Source organism: Brevundimonas sp. GW460-12-10-14-LB2 (assembly GCF_001636925.1).
Lineage (GTDB): Bacteria > Pseudomonadota > Alphaproteobacteria > Caulobacterales > Caulobacteraceae > Brevundimonas > Brevundimonas vesicularis.
On the sequence record NZ_CP015511.1, the window covers coordinates 569,779 to 590,629 of the forward strand.

Consider the following 20,851-nt stretch of genomic DNA (forward strand, 5'->3'; position numbering starts at 1 on the left):
TACGTGACGTCGTATTGGCACGCGGTCAAGGCGAGTGTGGACGGCGGCAAGGGACGCGGGCTAAGTATCTGCGCGTTTCGATTGGAGACTGACTTGGCTGATGGAACGGCGCCGGCGACGGCCGCGAAGGATGGGCGGGGGCTAACCTATCCGTTCGACGCCGTGCCCGGCGCGGGCGAGGCGATCGAGGTCGCGCCCGGCGTGCTGTGGCTGCGGTTCGCCCTGCCGTTTCAGCTGGACCATGTGAATGTCTATGCGATCCGGGACGTCGGCGGTTGGGTCGTTGTCGATACGGGACTAAAGACCGCGGCGACCATCGCAGCGTGGGAGACGGCGTTGGATGCGACGCTAGGCGGCAGGCCCGTGACGCGATTGATTTGCACCCATATGCATCCCGACCATATCGGCTTGGCGGGCTGGCTATGTGAGCGGTCGGGCGCGCCGTTGCTGATGTCGCGACTGGAGTATGTGACCGCGAGGATGCTGATGGCCGAGGAGGCAGGCGATGCGCCGGCGGACGGCGAGCGATACTATCGCGCCGCAGGCTGGAGCGATGAGCAGATCGCGCGCTGGCGGGCCGACTACGGCGGGTTCGGCAAGGGCGTGGCGACGATGCCGCGCAGCTATCTGCGACTGTCCGACGGCGATGTCGTTCAGATCGACGGCGACGACTGGAGTGTGGTGGTCGGTTCGGGCCATAGCCCGGAGCACGTCTGCCTGTGGCGGCGGTCGGACGACGTCTTCATCGCCGGGGATCAGATCCTGCCGCGCATTTCCTCCAATGTCTCGGTCTGGTCGACGGAGCCGGAAGCCGACCCTCTGGGTGACTGGATGGGCTCGCTGGACAAGCTGAGGGCGCTGTTGCCGGAGGGCGCGTTCGTCCTGCCGGCGCATGGCGAGCCCTTCTACGGCGTGCATGCGCGGCTCGACGCTCTGAAGCGGGGGCATGAGGTCGCGCTGAAACGGCTTGAGCGGACGTTGCGTCAACCGTCTAGGGTGGTCGACGGCTTCTCCGCCGTCTTCGGCCGAGTGGTCGGGGATGGGGTGCTGGGTATGGCGACAGGCGAGGCTCAGGCGCATCTGAACTATCTGGAACGACGCGGCCGCGCCCAGCGGACGCGGGACGAGAGCGGCGTCGATTGGTGGAGCGCCGTCGCACAGGACGAGGAAACGACGTGAGCGAACATATCCGCAGCGAACTGGCCGACGGCGTCCTGACCGTCACCCTGGACCGGGCCGACAAGAAGAACGCCATCACCCAGGCCATGTATTCGGCCTTGGCCGAGGCGACGGAGCGGGGGCGAACCGACGATGCGGTGCGGGCGCTGCTGCTGCGCGCGGAGGGCGACAGCTTCTCGGCCGGCAACGACATTCAGGACTTCATCGCCCTGGGCTCGCAAGGGGCGGGGCCGGGCGACATGCCTGTGTTTCGTTTCCTGAAGGCGCTGGCGGATCTGGACAAGCCGGCTGTGGCGGCCGTGAAGGGGCGGGCGGTCGGGATCGGCCTGACCATGCTGCTGCACTGCGATCTGGTGGTGGTCGCCGAGGATGCGCTGCTGTCCGTGCCCTTCGTCAATCTGGCGTTGGCGCCCGAGGCGGCGTCCAGCCTGTTGTTGCCGGCCGTGATCGGTCATCAGCGGGCCTTCGAACTGTTTGCGCTGGGCGAGCCGCTGGATGGCCGGACAGCCCTGGCGTGGGGTATCGCCAATCGCGCGGTCCCGGCCGATCAGGTCGAGGCGACGGCGGCGGAACTGGCGGCCAAGGTGGCGGCCCGCGCGCCCAACTCGATCCGCAAGACCAAGCGGCTGATGCGTGACGCCGAAGGCATTTGGGCGCTGATGCAGCGCGAGGGCGAGGCCTTCGGTTCGCAGATGAAGAGCCCCGAGGCGATGGAGGCCTTCATGGCCTTCACCCAGAAGCGTGCGCCGGACTTTTCGAAGGCGGGTTAAGCGGTCGTCAGAAGGCCTTGCCTTGATTTGGCGCAGCTTTGCTTCTAGGTGCGCGCGCCGATGTCGCACGCCCTTTCCATACCTCCGGCCGTAAGCCGTATCGAAGCCGAGACCCCGGCCGACGCCACAGGCGTGGACGCGCTGGTCATGGCCGCCTTCGGGCCCGGACGGTTCGCCAAGACGGCCGAACGTCTGCGTGAAGGCTCGCAGCCAAGCGCGGGCTTTGTCGTAAAGCGCGATGGGGAAGTCGTGGGCTCGGTGCGACTGTGGCCGGTCGTGGTTGGAGACACCTCGGGCCTGTTTTTGGGGCCGATCGCCGTGGACGCCGGCCGCCGGAGCGACGGTCTGGGCGCCGAACTGGTTCAGGCGTGCGTGGATCAGGCACGGACGCTGGACGTCGGCGGCGTGCTGCTGGTCGGGGATGCGGCCTATTTCGAGCGGTTCGGATTCGCCCCTGCGCCCGAGGCGATCCTGCCCGGACCTGTGGATCGTCGCCGTGTCCTGTGGCTGGCGACCGGCGTGGATCAGGTTTCGGGTTCGGTTCGCATCGGCTGACCCTTTCCCGCGCGGTTCGCGGGGCCTAAGTCAGGGCGATGGATAATCCCAAGTCAGGACTGAACGCCGTCGCCGAGGCGGCCAAACAGGCGCCCGGCAAGGGGCTGCCGCCAGTCCACCTGTGGCATCCCGAGCATTGCGGCGACATCGATATCGTCATTCGGGCGAACGGTGTCTGGATGCATGAAGGCTCGCCCATCGGCCGCAAGGAATTGGTACGGCTGTTCTCGACGGTGCTGAGGAAGGACCCGGACGGCTATCACCTGGTCACGCCGGTCGAAAAGCTGAAAATCACCGTTGAGGACTTGCCGTTCCGGGCTGTCGCGATGCGGCGGGAAGGCGACGCCCTGATTTTCACCACCGATGTCGGTGATGAGGTGAGGGCCAGCGAAGACGATCCCATCGTCGTCGAAACCGATCCGACGACGGGCGAGCCGGCGCCGCGCATCCATGTGCGCCGCGATCTGTGGGCGCGGATCGCGCGTTCGGTCTTCTATGAAATGGTCGAAATGGCCCATGAGGTCGACGGACGCCTGGTCGTTCGGTCGGGCGGCCAGATCTTCTCCTTGGGCGCGGTGACGTGAGCCTTGAGACCCTGAGGGCCCGGCTGGTCGATCGGCTGGCGCCGGTCGAGACGTGGCGGCCGGAACTGGTCGCGGCGCGGTCCGACTTCGACCTGAACCCTCAGGCGACACGGACGGCGAGGGAGCTTCGGCCGGCGGCGGTGCTGATCCCCATTGTGGCGCGGCCCGAGGGGGCGACCGTGCTGCTGACGCGGCGCGCCGACACCCTGGCGCGCCACACGGGGCAGATCGCCTTCCCTGGCGGTCGGCTTGACCCCGGCGAGACCGCGATGCAGGCGGCGCTACGTGAGGCGGACGAGGAGGTGGCGCTGGACCCGGCGTTTGTCGAGGTGCTGGGCCTGTCAGACGCCTATGAGACGGGGACCGGCTTTCTTGTCACGCCGGTGATCGGCTGGCTGAGCGAGGCGCCGGTGACGACGCCGTCGCCGGACGAGGTCGCCGAGGTGTTCGAGACGCCGTGGGACTTTCTGATGGACGCCGCCAACCACCGTCGCGACTTCTACGACATGGACGAGGGGCTGCGGCGCTGGTTCTGGGCCATGCCTTGGGGCGAGCGCTACATCTGGGGCGTGACGGCGGGGATCCTGAAGGCCCTGCACGTGCGGCTATATGGCGACGAGGCTGCGCCAGAGGCGGCGTCCGACGAGGACGCGGCATGAGCGTCTCCGTGAAGGGACAGCCCTGGTTGGAAAGCCAAGCGACGCGGGCGGTGATGCGGGCGCTGGAAGCGGCGGGCGGCGCGGGCTGCGCGCGGTTCGTGGGCGGCTGCGTGAGGAACAGTCTGTTGGGCCAGCCGGTCGACGACATCGACATCGCCACGCGCTTGCGACCCGAACAGACCATGGCGGCGCTGAAGGCGGCGGGGTTGAAGGCCGTGCCGACGGGCGTCGAGCACGGCACGGTGACGGGCGTGTCGGAGCGGCGGCCCTATGAGATCACGACCCTGCGTCGCGATGTGGAGACGGACGGACGCCGTGCGGTGGTCGCCTTCACCGAGGACTGGGCCGAGGATGCGGCGCGGCGGGATTTCCGGCTGAACGCCCTTTACGCCGATGCGGCAGGGACGGTGTTCGATCCGACCGGCGGCGGGTTGGAGGATGCGGCGGCGGGACGCATCGTTTTCGTCGGCGAGGCGGAGACGCGCATCCGCGAGGACTATTTACGTATCCTGCGCTTCTTCCGGTTCTACGCCTGGTACGGGCGGGGTGAGCCGGACGCGGTCGGACTGGCGGCGTGCGCGGCGCTGAAGGGCGGCATGGCGCAGCTGTCGGCCGAGCGGGTGTCCAAGGAACTGCTCAAACTGCTTGCGGCGCCCGACCCGCGTGCGGCGGTGCAGGCGATGGCCGATACCGGCGTGCTGGCCCAGGTGCTGCCGCAGGCCCAGCCGCTGGCGCTGTTCGAGGCGATATGTGACCTGACCGACGATCCGGTGATGCGGTTGTCGGCCTTGCTTCCGGCTGATGTGGCGGAAGTGATGGAGATCGCGGGTGGTCTGAGATTGTCGAACGCGGTGCGTGATCGGCTGGCGGCGGCGGTGGCGGATGGGCCTGCCGTTTCGCCGACGATGAGCGACGCCAAGGCGCGGGCGGCGATCTACAGGATGGGACGCAGGACGTTCGAGGATCGGCTGATGCGGGCTGAAGCGGCTGGAGGGGGCGATGGCGCGCGGCTGCAGGCGCTCAGCGCCGACTGGACGCCGCCCAAGATGCCGGTCGGGGGGCGCGATCTAGCGCGTCTGGGCCTGAGGCCAGGGCCGGAGACAGGGCGGGTGTTGAAGGCGTTCGAGGACGGTTGGGTCGCTGACGACTTCCCTGGCGAGGGGCATGAGAGGCGGCTGAAGACCCTTATCGCGGCGACTGGGCGCGGGTGAACTCGGTGATGACGGGGCGGTGGTCCGATCCCGTCGGCTCGCCCAGGCGGCGCGTGATCAGGGCCAGATCCGGCGAACGATAGACCTGGTCGATGGTGATGCCGGCGAAGGCGGGAATCTCGCTGGGCCAGGTGCCGGGCCAGCCGGGCGCGGGGATCAGGCCCAGGTCGGACTGGATCTGTTTGCCGATGCGGGCGCTGGAGACGCTATTGAAATCCCCGGCGGCGATAACGGGATGGTCTGGCGCGGCCTTCATCCGCTCAGCCAAGGCCATGACCTGGCTGATCTGACCCCACTGATATTGATAGGGCCAGGGTCGGGTCAGGTGGACCCCGAAGACGTTGATCGGGCCGACGGGCGTCTGAACCGTCGCGCCCACGGTGCTGAGGCCGTCAGGGCGCTCGGGCAGGCGTTGCAGGATCGGATAGCGTGAGGCGATGATCGAGCGCGCGTGGTCGCCGGCGCGCGCCTGGCCGATCAGGACGCGGTGGGGATAGTCCGGCAGCAACTGGTCCAACCTCGACGCCGGCGCCTGCCCCAACTCGACCAGCACCAGGATGTCGGCGTCGGCCGCCGCGATGGACCGGCGCATGGCTGCGACATCGGTGTTGAACACATACAGATTGGCCGAATAGACCCGCACGATCGGCTGGTCGGGAGTGGGCACGCCCTTCGCCGGCGTCCACTGCGGCCAGACCGACAGGGCCAGCACCACGCACGCCAATCCACCGACGATCGAGGCCGGCCATAGGCGAAAGAGCAGACAGCCCACGGTCACGCCCACGGCCGCCAGCAACACCGGCGATGTGAACTGCGCCAGGATATCCACCCAGCGATGGCCGATGCCGCTGAGCGCCGCCATGCCGAATGCCGCCAAGCCCAGCAGCAGGGCGCTCGCCGTCACATTCGCCGCCAGCTTTATCAGGGTCATCGAAGACGTATCTCTCGGATTGAACAGGACGCCTCGCCCAGCGTTAAGGCGACGCTTTGGAGGGCGACATGGCCAGACGGTCGATCCGGGATATCGAGAACATCTGGTCCAATGTCGAGGGCGTCAAGAAACTGTCGGACCGGGTCATCGGCATCGGCCCGTTCGGCATGGGACTGGACGCCATGCTGACCTGGGTGCCGATCGTCGGCACGGCCTATACGGTCGGGACGGGCGGCTGGCTGATGCTTCAGGCCGTGCGGGCCAAGGCGACGCCGGCGACCCTGGCGCGCATGGGGGCCTATATGGCCATCGACACCGCCACCGGGACGGTGCCGATCGCAGGCGACATCGTCGACACCTTCTTTCCCGGACAACTGATGGCGGCGCGGGCGCTGCAAAAGCACATCGAAAGCACCCACTGGGTCGAGGACACCGAGGCCAATGCGCGCGCCACTGGCGACCACGAGATGCACGAGGCCCGCGTGCAGAACGACAAGACGCTGAAGCGGATCATCTATCTGCACGATTGAGATGCGCTGGCTGAGTCAGCCTAGCCATCGTTTTTCCCGCAATGAAGCCGCCTGAAATCAACGGTCTGATCCAAATGACCGACCGTCTCCCGGCCTGAGGAAGCGCTGCGCCCAGACTGATCTCCACGACAACGGAGACAAGAATGAGCGACGATTTCAGCCCGCGTCTGAACCTGCCCTATCTGGCGGCGGGGCAGATGCAGAAGCATGTGACCCTGAATACGGCCCTGACCCGGCTGGACGCCCTGCTGCAGACGGCGGTGGTCAGTCGCACGACGGCGATCCAGCCGGCCGATGCATCGGATGGCGATCTTTATATCCTGCCGGGAGAGGCCGAAGGCGCAGCCTGGGCCGGGCGGCCGGCCGGAACCCTGATGCGGTTCGAGGGCGGCGGCTGGACCACCGTGACGACGCCGGACAGCATGATCGCCTGTGTTCTGGACGAAGGCGTCGTGGTGGTGCGGGCCCGTGCGGGCTGGATTGCACTGGGGCAGCGACTGGGCGAGGTGCAGGGCCTGACGCGGCTGGGTCTCGGGACGTCCGCCGACGACGCCAATCCCCTGGCGGCCAAGATCAACGCTGCCCTGTTCACGGCGCGCGGCGAGGGGGAAGGCGGCGACGGCGATCTTCGCCTGACGCTGAACAAGGCGACGGCGGGCGATGTCCTGTCGCTGCTGTTTCAGAGCGGATACGCCGCTCGCGCAGAGCTGGGTCTGATCGGCGACGACGATCTGAGCCTCAAGGCCTGCGATGACGCTGGGACATGGCGGTCGGTGTGGCGTGTGGATCGCGCGACGGGGCGTATCGCCTTTGACCAGGGGGCGGTCCGGCGTGAGACGACGCTGTTCACCAGCGATGACGACTACGCCCTGCCGGCCTGGGCGTGCTGGGTCGAGGCGACCTGCGTGGGCGGCGGCGGCGGCGGGGGCGCAGGATTGGCGGGTCCGGCTGGCGCCCCACGCCTCGGCGGTGGCGGAGGCGGCGCCGGCGGGCTGAGCCTCGCGCGATGGTCGGCCGACGATCTGGAGGGCGTTCTGTCGATCAAAGTCGGCGCCGGCGGGATCAGTGGCGTTTCGGGCGGCGATAGCGAGTTTGCGATGGGTGGCGCAGTCCTGTTGCGCGCGACGGGCGGGACCGCAGGCGGCCTTGGCGTCGGTGGAGCAGGCGGTATCGGCCAGCGGCTCGCCAACTCCGGCGGCAGCTCTTCGACAACCGCAACGGCGACGATGGGCTCAGAAACCCTTTGCCCGGACGGGCCCGGCGGAGGCGGGGCGGGCGGCGGTCTGAGCGCGGCGGATGTCGCCTATGCCGGAGGCGCGGGCGGTGCGGGCGGTTGGTCAGGCCTTTACGCGGCCGGCGGCGTCGCGGGCGCTGCGGGACAGGCCTCGCCAAAGCCGCTGTTGTCGATCGTCGGCGGCGGCGGCGGGGGCGGCGACGCATCAGCAAGCGGAGCGGGCGGTCCCGGCGGCGCTGGTGCTCACTTCGGGGCCGGGGGCGGGGGAGGCGGCGCTGGTCTGACCTTCGGCGGCCAGGGCGGTTCGGGCGCTTCGGGCGCGGTTCTGATCACGGTTGTCGGATGAGCCGGCGCGGACATCCGGCCGAGCCGGTCGAGGTGCTGGAGGCGGAGGCCTGGGAAGCGCCCGACAGCCTCAGCGACGGGGAATGGCGTGCCCAGTCCGGCTGGGACGGTCGCTGCGCCGTCGAAACCTATGACGAGGAGGATGAACGATGACCCGACACAGGCAGGGCGCGATCCCCTTGGCGGAGGGGCGCTGGCTGTTTCGTCGCCTCTACGCCTTCGCCGTCAGCACGGGGTTGTGGGTGCTGTTGATGCGCACGGTCGGGCGGATGCCGCCTGAGATGCTGCCCCGGATCACGGACGGGCTGATGGGCCTGCTGGCCCTGATCCTTGTGCTCTATCTGGTGGCGCCGACCGCGCAGCAGTTGATCACTCTGATCGCCACCGCGCGGCTGCGGATCAGCGGAGGTCGAGCATGAGCTTTCGTCTGTCCAGCCGGTCGCGCGCGCGGCTGATCGGCGTGCATCCGGCCCTGATTGCGGTGGTTGAGGCGGCCATCACCCGCACGCCGGTGGACTTCATGATCACAGAGGGACTGCGAACGGCCGAACGTCAGGCCGTCCTGGTCAAGGCCGGGGCCAGCCGCACGACGCGCTCGCGCCATCTGACGGGCCACGCCGTCGATGTCGCCGCCTTGGTGGAAGGCCAGGTGCGATGGGACTGGCCCCTGTATGGCTTGATCGCGGACGCGTGCAAGGCGGCGGCGCTGGATCTGAAGACGCCGCTGATCTGGGGCGGCGACTGGAAGACGCTGCGCGACGGTCCGCATTTCGAGCTGGATCGAAAGGCCTTTCCATGAGCGCTGGATCCATACTGCGGGCGCTGACGCCGCTCGGCTGGCTGGCAGCCGTCGCGACAGCGCTGGCGCTGGGGTTCGTCCTGCTCGGCGGGCTCGGCTTTCGCTGGGATCCGCTGAACCTGCAGCACAGGCGTCTGGAGGCCACCCGCACCCAGGCGCGGGATGCGACTGCCGTGGCGGCGGCGCAGGCCGACGCCCGGCGGATTGAAACCGAAGGCGCCGCGGCTCAGGCCCAGCGCGTCGATCACTATCACCACACCACGGGCGCGGCGGACCGGGCGACCACGGCCGCCGTCGCCCAGAGCAGGAGCGCCGACGATGCCGACCATCCCTTGCAGAACCGCCGCGCTGATCGCCTGCGCGACAATGACCGCGAACTGTGCCGCGTCGCCCCCGATCTCGACGGTTGCGCCGGCGCGACTGGTCTTGCCGGAGGTGGCGACACGCCCGTGCGCGCTGGCGACCCTGCCGGCTGAACCGACGGCCGGCGATCTGGACGCGGCCTATCTGCTGCGCGGCGCCCAGATCGTGACCTGCGACGGGGCGCGGCGGCTGGCGGTCGAGACCCTGTTGGCCGAACGCGCGATGCAGGACGCTCAGGTTCGACGCCGCGACTGACGCCCTGCAAAAACGACTCGGCAACTTCTGCCGCCTCGTGTGCAGGCTTGCCGGGTCGTTTCGCAAACCGCTGAGATAAGTTCAATGAAATCAATGTCGGAGTGTGGCTGGCGTCGAATTTTGGACTGGCCCCGCCCTTGCTCTCCTGAAGACCGAGCAAAACGCTCCTGATGCCAAAATGGCGTCGGACATCACACGAAGTGAACAGGAAAGCCAAAATGGCTACGAGCATCAATACGAACTACGGCGCCGCTGTTGCGCTGCAAAACCTCAACGCGACCAACGCTATGTTGGAGCGCACGCAAAACCGTGTCTCGACGGGCCTGAAGGTGGGCTCGGCCAAGGACAACGGCGCGATCTACGCCATCGCGACGACCCAGCGCGCCAACATGGGCGCTATGGATGCGGTTCGGAATTCACTTCAGCGCGGACAGTCGATCGTCGATGTGGCCCTGGCCGCCGGCGACACCATCACCGCCGCTCTGGAAGAGATGAAATCGCTGGCCGTCAGCATTCAATCGTCGGTCGCCGGCTCGGCCGCCGAGACGTCTTATCTGGCCGATTTCAACGCCTTGGGTAAGGAAATCGACGCGGCGCTGAAGGGCGCGACCTTCGACGGCGTCAACCTGTGGAACACCACCACGGCCACCAACATTACCACCAACGTCAGCGGCGGAACCTATCAGATCGGTTTCGGAACGACCGACAAGGCAGCGGCCGCCCCGATCACGGCCGTCTCCGCCGGCACCGCCGCCCGCGCCGGCGCCACGACCGCCATCGTCGATGCGGCAATCACCGAGATCACCGCTGACCTGGCCACGATCGGCACCCAGTCCAAGTCGGTCGGACGTCAACTGACCTTCGTCAACAAGCTGCAGGACTCGACCGAGGCCGGCATCGGCAACCTGGTCGATGCGGACCTGGCCAAGGAAAGCGCCAAGCTGACCGCTCTGCAGACCAAGCAACAGCTGGGCGTGCAGGCGCTGTCGATCGCCAACCAGGGCAGCTCGATCCTGTTGAGCCTCTTCCGCAACTAAGCCCGCCATTGGGCTGAAGGCTTCGCCTTTCGCCGTGTGGTGACCCCACGCAGGCGCAGACCAACTCGACGTGCGCCCGGCAAATCTTGCCTGGTGCGCGGACCAGCCCGGCAAGAGCTGCCGGGTCGGAAGGAGGGTAAATCAAAGGTAAACCAGTAAAATCAGTTAGTTGTAGGCTTTTGTGCGGATCAAAAATGGCCCGGCAATTGCTTCTTACTCACCGAGCAAAAAGCTCCCGGCGGCAAAACGACGCCGGAAATCACTGAAGTGAACAAGGAGGGCCAGAAATGCCCAGCATCAACACGAACTACGGCGCCGCAGTCGCCCTGCAGAGCCTGAACAAGACCAACGCCCAGCTGGAAACCACCCAAAACCGGATCAGCACCGGCATGAAGGTGTCTTCGGCCAAGGACAATGGCGCGATCTTCGCCATCGCCACCCAGCAGCGCGCCAACGCCGCTTCGCAAGACGCGACGCGTAACTCGCTGCAACGCAGCCAATCGATCACCGACGTGGCCCTGGCCGCCGGCGACACGATCACCTCCGCCCTGGAAGAGATGAAGTCGCTCGCTGTCAGCATCCAGTCTTCGGTTGCCGGTTCGGATGCTGAGACGGCCTATCTGAAAGACTTCAACGCCTTGGGCGCGGAAATCGCCACCGCGATCTCTGGCGCTTCATTCGATGGCGCCAACAGCCTGACGACGCCTCTGGGCGTCGCCTCGGTGACCGGCCTGACGGGCGGCTCCGTCGCTCGTGCGGGCGCCACGACGGCTGCGGTGGACGCCGGCATCGCGACGGTCACATCGTCGCTGGCGACGCTGGGCACCCAGTCCAAGTCGCTGGGTCGCCAGATCACCTTCGTCAACAAGCTGCAAGACGCGATGGAAGCCGGTGTCGGCAACCTGGTCGATGCAGACCTGGCCAAGGAAAGCGCCAAGCTGACCGCCCTGCAAACCAAGCAACAGCTGGGCGTGCAGGCGCTGTCGATCGCCAACCAGGGCAGCTCGATCCTGCTGAGCCTGTTCCGCTAAGGCCCACGGCCCGATCGCTAAGGCGGTCGGGCCAAGGCCGCATCTGATCGGTCGTCGGTTCCCGGCGCCCGGACCTGAGCAAAATGCTCACCCCGGCAAAACGCCAGGGGATCTCACGAAGTGAACAAGGAGGGCCAGAAATGCCCAGCATCAATACGAACTACGGCGCCGCAGTCGCCCTGCAGAGCCTGAACAAGACCAGCGCCCAGCTGGAGACGACCCAGAACCGGATCAGCACCGGCCTGAAAGTCTCCTCGGCCAAGGACAATGGCGCGATCTTCGCCATCGCCACGCAACAGCGCGCCAACGCCGCCTCGCAAGACGCGGTTCGCAACTCGCTGCAACGTGGCCAGTCCATCGTCGACGTGGCGCTGGCGGCCGGCGACACCATCACCTCCGCCCTGGAAGAGATGAAGTCGCTCGCGGTCAACATCGCCTCGTCCACGGGTTCGGCGAAGACGGCCTACGAGGCCGACTTCACTGCCTTGGGCAAGGAAATCAACGACGCGATCGCCGGCGCCAGCTTCGACGGGGTCAACCTGTTGAACACGGCGGCAGGCACGACCACCGACGTCCAGACGGGTTCGGGCACCTATCGCCTGGGCACCGCCACGGCGGTCAGCGCGAACACCCAACTGGCGATGTTTACGGCGGCGACGCCGACCGTCGCCAACTACACCACCGCGAACGTCGATCTGGCGATCGCGGGCGTGACCAGCACCCTGGCCACCCTGGGCACCCAGTCCAAGTCGGTCGGGCGTCAGATCACCTTCGTCAACAAGCTTCAGGACGCGATGGAAGCTGGCGTGGGCAATCTGGTGGACGCTGATCTGGCCAAGGAAAGCGCACGACTGACCGCCCTGCAAACCAAGCAACAGCTGGGCGTGCAGGCGCTGTCGATCGCCAACCAGGGCAGCTCGATACTGCTGAGCCTCTTCCGCTAAGGCCCGGAGACCTCGCCGTCCCGGCGGCGGGGTCGTGGCCTTGAACCCCGAGCAAAACGCTCACCCCGGCAAAACGCCGGGGCTCTCACGAAGTGAAAAGGAGGGCTAGAAATGCCCAGCATCAATACGAACTACGGCGCCGCAGTCGCTCTGCAGAGCCTGAACAAGACCAGCCAACAGCTGGACACGACCCAAAACCGGATCAGCACCGGAATGAAGGTGTCGTCGGCGAAGGACAACGGTGCGATCTTTGCGATCGCCACGTCGCAACGCGCCAACGCCGCCTCGCAGGACGCCGTTCGCGCCGGCCTGCAACGCACCCAGTCGATCACCGACGTGGCTCTGGCCGCCGGCGATTCCGTCACTTCCGCCCTGGAAGAGATGAAGTCGCTTGCCGTCAACATCGCCTCGTCGACCGGCTCGGCGCAGACGGCCTATCTGGCCGACTACAACGCCTTGGGTCTGGAAGTCGCCTCGGCCATCTCCGGCGCGACCTTCGATGGCGTGAACAGCCTGACGGCACTGGGTTCGAACGCGGCGATCACCGCCGTGAACACCGGCAGCGTCACGGCCGCCAACGCCACCGCAGCGAACGTCGACGCCGCCATCTCGGCGACGACGAGCGCCCTGGCCACCTTGGGCACCCAGTCCAAGTCGCTGGGCCGTCAGATCACCTTCGTCAACAAGCTTCAGGACGCTCTTGAAGCGGGCGTGGGCAATCTGGTGGACGCCGATCTGGCCAAGGAAAGCGCCAAGCTGACCGCCCTGCAAACCAAGCAACAGCTGGGCGTGCAGGCGTTGTCGATCGCCAACCAGGGCAGCTCGATCCTGCTGGGCCTGTTCCGCTAAGACGCGCGGCCGGAGCGGTTTCGCGACCGCTCCGGCTGATCGTTTGTTTCTCTAGAGGGCGCAGGACGACCTGTGCGTGGAGCCATGACAGACAATGTCGCAAGATCAGTAAGCGTAGCTCAGATCTCTCCCGTTGGTCCCATCGCCGTTCAGCCTGCAACGCCCGCGCCGGCGGCCAGGAACGACAACCATGACGCCAGCCGCTTTCGACTGACCATCGAGGCCGTGGGTGACAACCGCTTCGTCTACAAGGTCCTGGACCGGGTGACGGGGGAGGTGATCCGCCAGTTGCCGCGCGAGGATGTCGAGAAGTTGAACAGCGACCCGACCTACCGCGGAGGCCGTTTGGTCGATACCGCCGTCTGACGACAGGCGAGGGCTCAAACTCTCTAACGCCGCCGGCTCGCCGGACGGCGCAATCATGGTTTCCGGCGCGTTAACCATGTGATTACGACTCATGGTTAATCCTGTAGCCCACAGAACGTCCGGGGGCTTGAAGCCATGACCACCAGCATCCACACCAACACCTCGGCGATGATCGCCCTGCAGAATCTGAACCGCACCAACGACCAGTTGGCGGCGACGCAGAGCCGGGTGAACACGGGGCTGAAGGTTCAGGGCGCGCGCGACAACGCCGCGGTCTGGGCGGTCGCGCAAGGTCAACGCGCCGACCGGGGATCGCTCGAAGCCGTCACCACCAGCCTGAACCGCGCGACATCTATCGCCGACGTTTCGCTGGCGGCCGGCGAGCAGATTTCGGACATCCTGCTGGAGTTAAAGCAGAAGGCGACCGCAGCGGCGGACCCGAGCGCCAGCGCCGCCACCCGCACGTCCTACAATGATGAGTTTCAGGCGCTGCTGAGCTCGATCGATTCGTTCGCCAACAACGCCATCTTCGACGGCGCCAACATTCTGGACGGTTCGGCGACGACGACGCTGAACTTCCTGGCCAGCGCCGACGGCGCCGAGACCATCGCGCTGGATCGTCAGAACCTGACCGTCGCTGGCCTGTCGCTGACCGGCACGACCCTGACCAGCCAGGCCAACGCCAACACGGCCCTGGCCGCCGTCAACGCCGCCATCACCACCAGCAGCGCGCGTCTGGCGGAACTGGGCGCCCAGTCCAAGCAGATCGAACGCCACACCACCTATGTCGGCAAGCTGTCGGACGCGCTGGAAGCCGGCATCGGCAATCTGGTGGATGCGGATCTTGCCAAGGAAAGCGCCCGCCTTCAGGCCCTGCAGGTCCAGCAGCAACTCGGCGTTCAGGCCCTGTCGATCGCCAACCAGGCGCCGCAGGTCATCCTGTCGCTGTTCAAGGGCTGATCGGACAGCTTAACGGTTCCTTATCGACGCCCGCCGCACGATAGGGTCGGAGCCGTCTGAATGATCAACAACAGCTATCTGCTGGGTCTTTTCGGAACGACGACGGGGACGTCGTCGTCAGGCGCCGCCACGACCGCCAGCCCGGCCGTCAAAACCAAGAAGACCCAACCGACGGCCCCCTGGTCGTCCACGGCGACACCGGCGAAGGCTAGCGACCTGGTCCGTGCGGCCCTGGGCGGCCGTCGCCTGATCGACGAGGGCAATGTCAGCCTGGATCTGGCCGGCGCTTCCACCGACTACCGCAAGATGTTCGCCCTGTATCAGGGCCTGAACACGCTGGGCGCCCTGGCCGACCGTGCTGGCGTCAAGGGGCTGAGCGCGTCGGAAGCCGCCTTGGTGTCCAAGCGTTTCGGCGAAGGCCTGGCCGAACTGTCGACCTATCTGAGCACCGCCAGTTTCGAAGATATGCGGCTGGTGCAGGGCGTGGCCCAGACCTCGGTCAAGAGCACCTATGCGCTGGAACGGGCGCCGACCAGTTTCGTTACCGCCCCCATCCACGACGGCGACCCCACCGCCACGGTCAAGGCGTTCGAGGGCGACGTGAAGTTCTCCGTGACCGTCAAGACGGCGGCCGGGGAGCAGGCGATCGCCATGGACCTGTCCGATATGGGTGCGACCGATCGGTCGTTGGCCAATGTCACCGCCTATATGAACGGCAAGCTGGAGGACGCGGGCGTCGCGACGCGCATCAGCGCTCAGTTGATCCCCGCCGAGCCCAAGACGGTCAAAAGCGGGACCAAGACCATCACCCTGCCGGCCGGACCGGATCAGTGGGCGTTGAAGGTCAATGGCGGGACCGGCGAAGCCATCAGCTTCCAGGCCGTAGACACCTCCGACGCCGTCTATGTGACGCAAGGGGTCGGGAAGACCGGCACGGCGGGCCAACTGCTGAAGTTCCAGGCCGACGGCGGCGCGGCGCCGGCCGCCCGGCAGGGGATCGACGATCCGTTCTGGGTCGAGGGCAGGGTGGGGCACGCCGACCTGCCCAATGGCGTGGCTGCGGTTAAGGCTAGCGCTGTGGCCCCGGACGGCTCCGTCTGGGTCGTCGCCGAACTGACGGCGGGCGACGCCAGTCAACCGATCAAGGGTGCGCGCGACGTCGCCCTGATGAAATACGATCCCGCCGGCAATCTGATGCAGACCAAGCTGCTCGGCGCCGCCTCCAGCGCCAACGGCTTCTCGATCGCCATTGACGATGACGGCCGGGTCGCCCTGGCCGGATCCGTGACCGGGGCGCTTGAGCCTGGCAAGAGCGGCGACAACGCGGCCGTAGCCGACAGTTTCGTATCTGTGTTCGACAGTTCGGGACAGGAGTTGTGGACCCAGCGGCGCGGCGCCAAGGCGGCCGATGAGGCGACCGAGGTTCGCTTCGGCGCCGACGGCATGGTCTTTGTCGCCGGCCGGTCGAAATCGGCCATGCCGGGCAATGCGGCCTTGGGCGGCTGGGATTCCTATCTTCAGGCCTTCCAGGAAAAGCCGATAAAGATCAACGGCCCGGACGTGGGCGTGAACGTCGCGACCGTGCAGTTCGGCACCAGCGGCGACGACTCCGTTCAGGCCATGACGGTGTCAGGAAACGACCTCTACACGGCCGGCGTCGAGAACGGGAAGGCCGTCGTGCGCCGCTTCACCCTGGACGCCGACGGCGTGCCGAGCCTCGCTTCGACGCGCGACCTTGGCTATGCCAGCGGCGCCATCGCCGGCATATCGGTTGAGAACGGCAAGGTCGTGGTGACCGGCCACACTGAAAACACCGCCCTCGATATCGCGACGGTGACCAACGCCCATGCCGGCGGCAGCGACGTCTTCATCGCCACCTTGTCGACCGACCTTCAGGTCTCGGCCAGCGACCAACTGACCTATTTCGGCGGGGCGGGCGCGGACACCGCCGCCGACGTCGCCATCAAGGACGGCAAGGTCTGGATCGCCGGCACGAACCGGGCGGAAGGCGCCGGCAAGGACGACCCCACGTCCGGCTATCTGGCCCAGATCGATCTCGCCACGGGCCAGGTCCAATCGAACCGAACCTGGCGCGCGGACGGCGATCAGGCCAAGCCGACCAGCCTGAGCATCGCAGCGGGCGGGGCCAGCGTGCTCGACCGCCTCGGCCTTCCTCAAGGCCAGATCATGCAGGCGGACTCAAAGCTGCTGACCGTCGCCACCTCGGCCCGCGTCGGCGATCAGTTTTCGATCAGCCCCGCAGCCGGCGGCCGCGCCGTGACCGTGACCATTGACGCCAAGGACACGCTGGAAAGCCTGGCCAAGAAGATCAACGCCGCCTCTGGCCGCCAGTTGGAAGCCAAGGTCATCACCGACCTGAAGGCCAAACCCATCGTCCAGCGCCTGGAAATCAAGACGGCGGCCAACAAGGACGGCGCCGTCATCTCCGCTGGGGCGATCGGCAAGGACGCCTTGGGCGCGCTGGGCCTGACGCCCGGTTTCGTCGGTCCGGTGAAGCCGGACAAGGACGCGATCAAGACCTATGGGCTGAATCTGTCGAACAAGCTGAACCTGAACGATCCTGCCTCGATAAAGGCGGCCATCGAATCGCTGGCTCAGGCGATGACGGCGGTCCGGTCCTCCTATCGCGCCCTCGCGCCATCGACCGGCGGCATAACCAACACCCAGACCGGCAATGGCTCCTCGACCGCCTATCAGCAGACGCAACTGGCCAACTATCAGGCTGCGCTGAGCCGCCTGACGGCTTGATCGCGGTCGTGACCGGTCAAGGCGGTTGACGCCCGAGGCCGGGTCGGAGTTATTGACCTCCTCATCCGCGAAAGCCCGTTCATGGCCCTTCCGAAAGACAACCGCGTCATCCTGTTGGTCGGCGCCGGCGTGGCGATCGTCATCGCCGTCGTGCTCGCCCTGATCTTTGCGGGCGGCGGCGACAAGACGACGGAAGCGCCGCCGGCGTCCAAGGGCGGGCTGGTGGTCAACCTGGCCGAGGCGCCCACGCTGGAACCGACGCGGGAACTGCGCTGCTTCGTCGATGGCCAGTTCGTCGGCATGGCGACCCTGGCGGTCTGCGCCCAGCGCAATGGCCTGGCGACGGACGCTCTAGACGTGGGGCTGGACGCCACAGGCGCCTTGGCCGCCGCCCCGACCGCCGCCTTCGCACCGCCGCCCGAACTGCCCGCGGTCGAGATGGCCCAGACCCCGCCGCCGGCCTCCGTCGAACAGACGCCTGCGCCGCGCCCCACACCCGTGGCCAGTGGCAGCCCCTGCCTGCGCCACACCGGCTCTGACTGGCGCACCCTGTCGCCAAGCATGAGCCTGAACGCCTGCGTTCAGGCGCTTTACGCCGGAACCTGCGTCGGGCCGGGCGACGCCCAATACGGCCGCTGGGGCGATACGACCCTGCGTCTGGTGCCCCGCCGGGTGGAACAGTCCAATGACAACAACCGTTTCAGGACCCTGGCCGAGCAGGATCGCAACTGCCAATTCACGGGAATGAACTGATGCGTTTCGTCGCCCTCGCCGCCATCGCCGGGACTGCTCTGCTGGGCGCCTGCTCCAACGAACCCAAATATGAGTTCGCCGAGGGCGCCTGCTACTTCGTGGCGACGCCGGACAATGCGCCGCCTCGTTTGCAAAAAATCGCCGACGACCAGCCCCAACTCGAACAATGCGCTGCGCGGCTGGAGGAGATGCGTCTTCGCTTCCTGCGCATGGGTGGATCGAACCAGGAAATCGCCGGCGCCTACCAAGGGCGGTTCATCTTCGTGGACCGCGAGGGGGTCAAGATCGGCAAGAGCCTGAACGGCAGCCGCTTCTTCGCCATGGCGCGCACAGGCGACGGTCGTCTGGCCATCCCCGGCGCCATCCAGCGCGACGAGACGGGCCGTCCGATCGCCATAGCTGAGGACCCTGCCGCCAAGTAGGGCTTGCGCGGCCAGAACGAAAGTGGAACATTCGGTTAATGTTTATCCACTGATTTAGCGGGTTTGCTGCCGAAAGGGCTGGCGATGAGCCGTCGCCCCGGTCAGACATCGGACTGAATTGACGGGGCGGGCGAAGTCGTCGCCGCCTCACACGAGAAGGAAGTTTCCATGGCGGGCAGCGTCAATAAGGTCATTCTGGTCGGCAACCTGGGTCGAGATCCCGAAATCCGTTCCATGCCCAACGGCGACCGCATCGCCAACCTGTCGATCGCCACCTCGGAAACCTGGCGCGACAAGTCGTCGGGCGAGCGGAAGGAAAAGACCGAGTGGCACCGGGTCGTCATCTTCAACGACAACATCGTCAAGGTGGTCGAAAACTATGTGAAGAAGGGCTCGACCGTCTACATCGAGGGCGCGCTCCAGACCCGCAAATGGACCGACCAGCAGGGCGTCGAAAAGTATTCGACCGAGATCGTCGTCAGCCGCTTCAAGGGTGAACTGACCATGCTGGGCGGCCGCTCGGAAGGCGGCTCGTCGGGCGGTGGTTACGGCGGCGGCGGTGGTCGCGGCGATGACGACTATTCCTCGGGCTTCTCCACCGGCGGCGCCAACAAGCCGAGCGGCCCCAAGGAAAGCTACGACCTGAACGACGATATCCCGTTCTAAGACAGAGTGCCTGGCTTGGCGATCGGTGCGAGCGGTCGCCAAGCCGCATTTCTGGGCGGAAACCTGAGGTCATCCAAAGTGAGCCGACGCGGCGGGCGCGCCGTGCCATAGGGCGGTCATGACCGACGTCCGTTCCAAAGTTGCGCCTGCGCCCGCGCCCCTGCCCAAGAGGCCTCACGCCCTGACGGGGCTGGAGATCGCCGCCATCGTGGCGATCATCGTGGTGTGGGGCGTCAACAACGCCGGGGCCAAGCTGGCGACGCAGGAGTTGTCGCCGCTGCTGGTCGGCGCCATCCGGTTCGGCATCGCCACCGCCTGTCTGATCGCCTTCGTGCGGCCGCCGTTCCCAGACTGGAAGAGCCTGATGCTGATCGTGATCATCGGCGGGCCGATCCAGTACGGCCTGGCCTACACGGCCTACTGGCTGGCGACGGACGTCAGCCCGGTGACGGTGGCCAACCAATTGTGGATTCCCTTCACCACCCTGTTCGCCTTCCTGATCCTGGGCGAGCGGCTGTCCAAGGCGGCCTTGGTCGGCATGGGCGTGGCCTTCGTCGGCGTGGCCTGGATGACGCTGGACGCCCATGCGCTGCAGGACTGGAAGGCCATTCTGGTCGCCATCGCGGCCGGCGCCGCCTGGGGCGTGACCACGGTGGTCGCGCGTCGCACCACCTCCATCCCGCCGCTGAAGATGCAGGGTCTGCTGGCGCTGGGGGCCTTTCCCGTCATGGCCTTCGGCTCGGCGGTGTTCGAGCATGGCCAGTGGGAGGCGGTGAAGAGCGCCACGCCCATGGTCTGGGCCTCGCTGCTGTGGGCGGGCGTCGTGTCGTCCGTGCTAGCGACGACCCTGCTGTTCTGGCTGGTCCAGCGGCGCGAGGCGGGGCGGGTGACGCCCTATCTGCTGGTCACGCCGGTGGTGTCGATGTTCATCGGCTGGAGCTTCATGGGCGACATCCTGACGCCGCAGATTCTGACGGGATCGGCCATCACCATGGGCGGGGTGGCCCTGGTGGCCCTGGCCGAACGGGGCTTGCGTGCGGGGGCCGCCAAGGCTTGATCTGTTCCTGATCGTATCAGGAGCCCGTCATGCACCACGCCCCCCTCGACGCCGACCACGTTTCCCGCCGCTGGCTGGGCAAGGCGAAGCACGATCTTGCGGCGAACGAAGCCGTGGTGGTTCAGAGCACCGCCGATCGTCGCCCTGTGTCCGAAGACATCAACGAGACTTTCGATGACCGTCAGACCTTTGGAGAGCGGCTGGCCGATCGGGTTGCGGCGTTCGGCGGTTCATGGCCCTTCATCATCGCATTCGGCGTCTTCCTGGCGATCTGGACCGGGCTGAACCTGCTGCTGCGTAAGGAAGCCTTCGACCCCTATCCCTTCATCTTCCTGAACCTGGTCCTGTCGATGCTGGCGGCGATTCAGGCGCCGGTCATCATGATGAGCCAGAACCGCCAAGCGTCAAAGGATCGGCTGGACGCGGGCAATGACTATCAAGTCAATCTGAAGGCCGAGATCGAGATCATGGCTCTGCTGGAAAAGGTCGAACACCTGACCGCACGGCAAGAGGAGCAGACCGAACTGATCCGCCGTCTGCTCGCACAAAAAGAGACCCGCTGAACGGTGTCCAGCGGGCCAT

Annotated in this window: 26 protein-coding genes; 25 read left to right on the forward strand and 1 reads right to left on the reverse strand. The window is 66.8% G+C overall.

Annotation, left to right across the window (positions count from 1 at the left end; translation table 11 throughout):
• The first annotated feature begins 93 nt into the window (after nucleotides 1–93).
• The 6 genes from A4249_RS02665 to A4249_RS02690 are packed head-to-tail and all read left to right on the forward strand — an operon-like array spanning nucleotide 94 to nucleotide 4,958.
• Nucleotides 94–1,179, forward strand: a complete 1,086-nt coding sequence (locus A4249_RS02665) for an MBL fold metallo-hydrolase (protein ID WP_066554711.1) — start codon at nucleotides 94–96, stop codon at nucleotides 1,177–1,179.
• A complete protein-coding gene (locus A4249_RS02670; RefSeq protein WP_066550796.1) occupies nucleotides 1,176–1,949 on the forward strand; it encodes an enoyl-CoA hydratase in 774 nt (257 codons plus the stop codon). The genes A4249_RS02665 and A4249_RS02670 overlap by 4 nt, the downstream gene beginning before the upstream one ends.
• A gap of 60 nt (nucleotides 1,950–2,009) precedes the next feature.
• Nucleotides 2,010–2,504, forward strand: coding sequence for a GNAT family N-acetyltransferase (locus tag A4249_RS02675; protein ID WP_066550797.1), 495 nt, complete (start codon nucleotides 2,010–2,012; stop codon nucleotides 2,502–2,504).
• A gap of 38 nt (nucleotides 2,505–2,542) precedes the next feature.
• Entirely contained in the window at nucleotides 2,543–3,088 is a 546-nt protein-coding gene (locus A4249_RS02680) for a DUF1285 domain-containing protein (RefSeq protein ID WP_066550800.1), read from the forward strand.
• On the forward strand, nucleotides 3,085–3,747 hold the full coding sequence (locus A4249_RS02685; protein ID WP_066550802.1) for a CoA pyrophosphatase: 663 nt from the start codon (nucleotides 3,085–3,087) through the stop codon (nucleotides 3,745–3,747). Before A4249_RS02680 ends, A4249_RS02685 begins: the two co-directional genes overlap by 4 nt.
• Entirely contained in the window at nucleotides 3,744–4,958 is a 1,215-nt protein-coding gene (locus A4249_RS02690; RefSeq protein ID WP_066550804.1) for a CCA tRNA nucleotidyltransferase, read from the forward strand. The genes A4249_RS02685 and A4249_RS02690 overlap by 4 nt, the downstream gene beginning before the upstream one ends.
• Here the strand turns inward: A4249_RS02690 and A4249_RS02695 are convergent.
• Nucleotides 4,933–5,889 carry an endonuclease/exonuclease/phosphatase family protein gene (locus tag A4249_RS02695; protein ID WP_066550806.1) on the reverse strand — a complete coding sequence of 319 codons (957 nt, stop codon included), beginning with the start codon at nucleotides 5,887–5,889 and terminating at the stop codon, nucleotides 4,933–4,935. The two genes, A4249_RS02690 and A4249_RS02695, sit on opposite strands and share 26 nt — an antisense overlap.
• A 68-nt stretch (nucleotides 5,890–5,957) precedes the next feature.
• Here A4249_RS02695 and A4249_RS02700 point away from each other — a divergent pair, with 68 nt between their 5' ends.
• The 19 genes from A4249_RS02700 (at nucleotide 5,958) to A4249_RS02785 (ending at nucleotide 20,832) form a co-directional block, all read left to right on the forward strand.
• Nucleotides 5,958–6,419, forward strand: a complete 462-nt coding sequence (locus tag A4249_RS02700) for a DUF4112 domain-containing protein (protein ID WP_045810151.1) — start codon at nucleotides 5,958–5,960, stop codon at nucleotides 6,417–6,419.
• A 143-nt stretch (nucleotides 6,420–6,562) separates the two neighbouring features.
• Complete coding sequence (locus A4249_RS17070) at nucleotides 6,563–7,999, forward strand: DUF2793 domain-containing protein (protein ID WP_066550808.1); 1,437 nt, start codon at nucleotides 6,563–6,565, stop codon at nucleotides 7,997–7,999.
• Nucleotides 7,996–8,151 (forward strand): hypothetical protein, encoded by a 156-nt coding sequence (locus A4249_RS16485; RefSeq protein WP_017504138.1) that lies wholly within the window; start codon nucleotides 7,996–7,998, stop codon nucleotides 8,149–8,151. Before A4249_RS17070 ends, A4249_RS16485 begins: the two co-directional genes overlap by 4 nt.
• Entirely contained in the window at nucleotides 8,148–8,417 is a 270-nt protein-coding gene (locus tag A4249_RS02710; RefSeq protein ID WP_066550809.1) for a hypothetical protein, read from the forward strand. Before A4249_RS16485 ends, A4249_RS02710 begins: the two co-directional genes overlap by 4 nt.
• Nucleotides 8,414–8,797 (forward strand): M15 family metallopeptidase, encoded by a 384-nt coding sequence (locus tag A4249_RS02715; protein WP_066550810.1) that lies wholly within the window; start codon nucleotides 8,414–8,416, stop codon nucleotides 8,795–8,797. Before A4249_RS02710 ends, A4249_RS02715 begins: the two co-directional genes overlap by 4 nt.
• A complete protein-coding gene (locus A4249_RS02720; RefSeq protein WP_066550811.1) occupies nucleotides 8,794–9,273 on the forward strand; it encodes a hypothetical protein in 480 nt (159 codons plus the stop codon). Before A4249_RS02715 ends, A4249_RS02720 begins: the two co-directional genes overlap by 4 nt.
• Entirely contained in the window at nucleotides 9,233–9,415 is a 183-nt protein-coding gene (locus tag A4249_RS02725; protein ID WP_197458562.1) for a hypothetical protein, read from the forward strand. Before A4249_RS02720 ends, A4249_RS02725 begins: the two co-directional genes overlap by 41 nt.
• A 218-nt stretch (nucleotides 9,416–9,633) precedes the next feature.
• Nucleotides 9,634–10,452 carry a flagellin gene (locus A4249_RS02730; protein WP_055808061.1) on the forward strand — a complete coding sequence of 273 codons (819 nt, stop codon included), beginning with the start codon at nucleotides 9,634–9,636 and terminating at the stop codon, nucleotides 10,450–10,452.
• A 287-nt stretch (nucleotides 10,453–10,739) separates the two neighbouring features.
• Nucleotides 10,740–11,483, forward strand: a complete 744-nt coding sequence (locus A4249_RS02735; protein WP_055753191.1) for a flagellin — start codon at nucleotides 10,740–10,742, stop codon at nucleotides 11,481–11,483.
• Between the two features lie 140 nt (nucleotides 11,484–11,623).
• Entirely contained in the window at nucleotides 11,624–12,427 is an 804-nt protein-coding gene (locus A4249_RS02740) for a flagellin (protein ID WP_055753192.1), read from the forward strand.
• A 111-nt stretch (nucleotides 12,428–12,538) separates the two neighbouring features.
• Nucleotides 12,539–13,276 (forward strand): flagellin, encoded by a 738-nt coding sequence (locus A4249_RS02745; RefSeq protein WP_055753193.1) that lies wholly within the window; start codon nucleotides 12,539–12,541, stop codon nucleotides 13,274–13,276.
• An 84-nt stretch (nucleotides 13,277–13,360) separates the two neighbouring features.
• Entirely contained in the window at nucleotides 13,361–13,642 is a 282-nt protein-coding gene (locus tag A4249_RS02750; protein WP_066550821.1) for a hypothetical protein, read from the forward strand.
• Nucleotides 13,643–13,777: 135 nt separating this feature from the next.
• Nucleotides 13,778–14,602: a flagellin gene (locus tag A4249_RS02755; protein ID WP_055753194.1), complete on the forward strand. Its 825-nt coding sequence runs from the start codon at nucleotides 13,778–13,780 to the stop codon at nucleotides 14,600–14,602.
• Between the two features lie 60 nt (nucleotides 14,603–14,662).
• Entirely contained in the window at nucleotides 14,663–17,371 is a 2,709-nt protein-coding gene (locus A4249_RS02760) for a transcriptional regulator (protein ID WP_066550823.1), read from the forward strand.
• An 81-nt stretch (nucleotides 17,372–17,452) separates the two neighbouring features.
• Nucleotides 17,453–18,124, forward strand: coding sequence for a hypothetical protein (locus A4249_RS02765; protein WP_066550824.1), 672 nt, complete (start codon nucleotides 17,453–17,455; stop codon nucleotides 18,122–18,124).
• Nucleotides 18,124–18,546: a hypothetical protein gene (locus A4249_RS02770; protein WP_066550825.1), complete on the forward strand. Its 423-nt coding sequence runs from the start codon at nucleotides 18,124–18,126 to the stop codon at nucleotides 18,544–18,546. Before A4249_RS02765 ends, A4249_RS02770 begins: the two co-directional genes overlap by 1 nt.
• Nucleotides 18,547–18,714: 168 nt before the next feature.
• On the forward strand, nucleotides 18,715–19,212 hold the full coding sequence (ssb, locus tag A4249_RS02775; RefSeq protein ID WP_017504124.1) for a single-stranded DNA-binding protein: 498 nt from the start codon (nucleotides 18,715–18,717) through the stop codon (nucleotides 19,210–19,212).
• Nucleotides 19,213–19,330: 118 nt separating this feature from the next.
• A complete protein-coding gene (locus A4249_RS02780; RefSeq protein ID WP_066550833.1) occupies nucleotides 19,331–20,269 on the forward strand; it encodes a DMT family transporter in 939 nt (312 codons plus the stop codon).
• Nucleotides 20,270–20,298: 29 nt separating this feature from the next.
• Nucleotides 20,299–20,832, forward strand: coding sequence for a DUF1003 domain-containing protein (locus A4249_RS02785; RefSeq protein WP_066550836.1), 534 nt, complete (start codon nucleotides 20,299–20,301; stop codon nucleotides 20,830–20,832).
• The last annotated feature ends 19 nt before the right edge of the window (nucleotides 20,833–20,851 follow it).

Excerpts from the sequence above, each read along its gene's own strand:
- A4249_RS02675 (WP_066550797.1), top strand. The coding sequence starts at position 2,010 with ATGTCGCACGCCCTTTCCATACCTCCGGCCGTAAGCCGTATCGAAGCC.
- A4249_RS02680 (WP_066550800.1), top strand. The coding sequence starts at position 2,543 with ATGGATAATCCCAAGTCAGGACTGAACGCCGTCGCCGAGGCGGCCAAA.
- A4249_RS02690 (WP_066550804.1), top strand. The coding sequence starts at position 3,744 with ATGAGCGTCTCCGTGAAGGGACAGCCCTGGTTGGAAAGCCAAGCGACG.
- A4249_RS02695 (WP_066550806.1), bottom strand. The coding sequence starts at position 5,889 with ATGACCCTGATAAAGCTGGCGGCGAATGTGACGGCGAGCGCCCTGCTG.
- A4249_RS02700 (WP_045810151.1), top strand. The coding sequence starts at position 5,958 with ATGGCCAGACGGTCGATCCGGGATATCGAGAACATCTGGTCCAATGTC.
- A4249_RS17070 (WP_066550808.1), top strand. The coding sequence starts at position 6,563 with ATGAGCGACGATTTCAGCCCGCGTCTGAACCTGCCCTATCTGGCGGCG.
- A4249_RS16485 (WP_017504138.1), top strand. The coding sequence starts at position 7,996 with ATGAGCCGGCGCGGACATCCGGCCGAGCCGGTCGAGGTGCTGGAGGCG.
- A4249_RS02710 (WP_066550809.1), top strand. The coding sequence starts at position 8,148 with ATGACCCGACACAGGCAGGGCGCGATCCCCTTGGCGGAGGGGCGCTGG.
- A4249_RS02715 (WP_066550810.1), top strand. The coding sequence starts at position 8,414 with ATGAGCTTTCGTCTGTCCAGCCGGTCGCGCGCGCGGCTGATCGGCGTG.
- A4249_RS02720 (WP_066550811.1), top strand. The coding sequence starts at position 8,794 with ATGAGCGCTGGATCCATACTGCGGGCGCTGACGCCGCTCGGCTGGCTG.
- A4249_RS02730 (WP_055808061.1), top strand. The coding sequence starts at position 9,634 with ATGGCTACGAGCATCAATACGAACTACGGCGCCGCTGTTGCGCTGCAA.
- A4249_RS02735 (WP_055753191.1), top strand. The coding sequence starts at position 10,740 with ATGCCCAGCATCAACACGAACTACGGCGCCGCAGTCGCCCTGCAGAGC.
- A4249_RS02740 (WP_055753192.1), top strand. The coding sequence starts at position 11,624 with ATGCCCAGCATCAATACGAACTACGGCGCCGCAGTCGCCCTGCAGAGC.
- A4249_RS02745 (WP_055753193.1), top strand. The coding sequence starts at position 12,539 with ATGCCCAGCATCAATACGAACTACGGCGCCGCAGTCGCTCTGCAGAGC.
- A4249_RS02750 (WP_066550821.1), top strand. The coding sequence starts at position 13,361 with ATGACAGACAATGTCGCAAGATCAGTAAGCGTAGCTCAGATCTCTCCC.
- A4249_RS02755 (WP_055753194.1), top strand. The coding sequence starts at position 13,778 with ATGACCACCAGCATCCACACCAACACCTCGGCGATGATCGCCCTGCAG.
- A4249_RS02760 (WP_066550823.1), top strand. The coding sequence starts at position 14,663 with ATGATCAACAACAGCTATCTGCTGGGTCTTTTCGGAACGACGACGGGG.
- A4249_RS02765 (WP_066550824.1), top strand. The coding sequence starts at position 17,453 with ATGGCCCTTCCGAAAGACAACCGCGTCATCCTGTTGGTCGGCGCCGGC.
- A4249_RS02770 (WP_066550825.1), top strand. The coding sequence starts at position 18,124 with ATGCGTTTCGTCGCCCTCGCCGCCATCGCCGGGACTGCTCTGCTGGGC.
- ssb (WP_017504124.1), top strand. The coding sequence starts at position 18,715 with ATGGCGGGCAGCGTCAATAAGGTCATTCTGGTCGGCAACCTGGGTCGA.
- A4249_RS02780 (WP_066550833.1), top strand. The coding sequence starts at position 19,331 with ATGACCGACGTCCGTTCCAAAGTTGCGCCTGCGCCCGCGCCCCTGCCC.
- A4249_RS02785 (WP_066550836.1), top strand. The coding sequence starts at position 20,299 with ATGCACCACGCCCCCCTCGACGCCGACCACGTTTCCCGCCGCTGGCTG.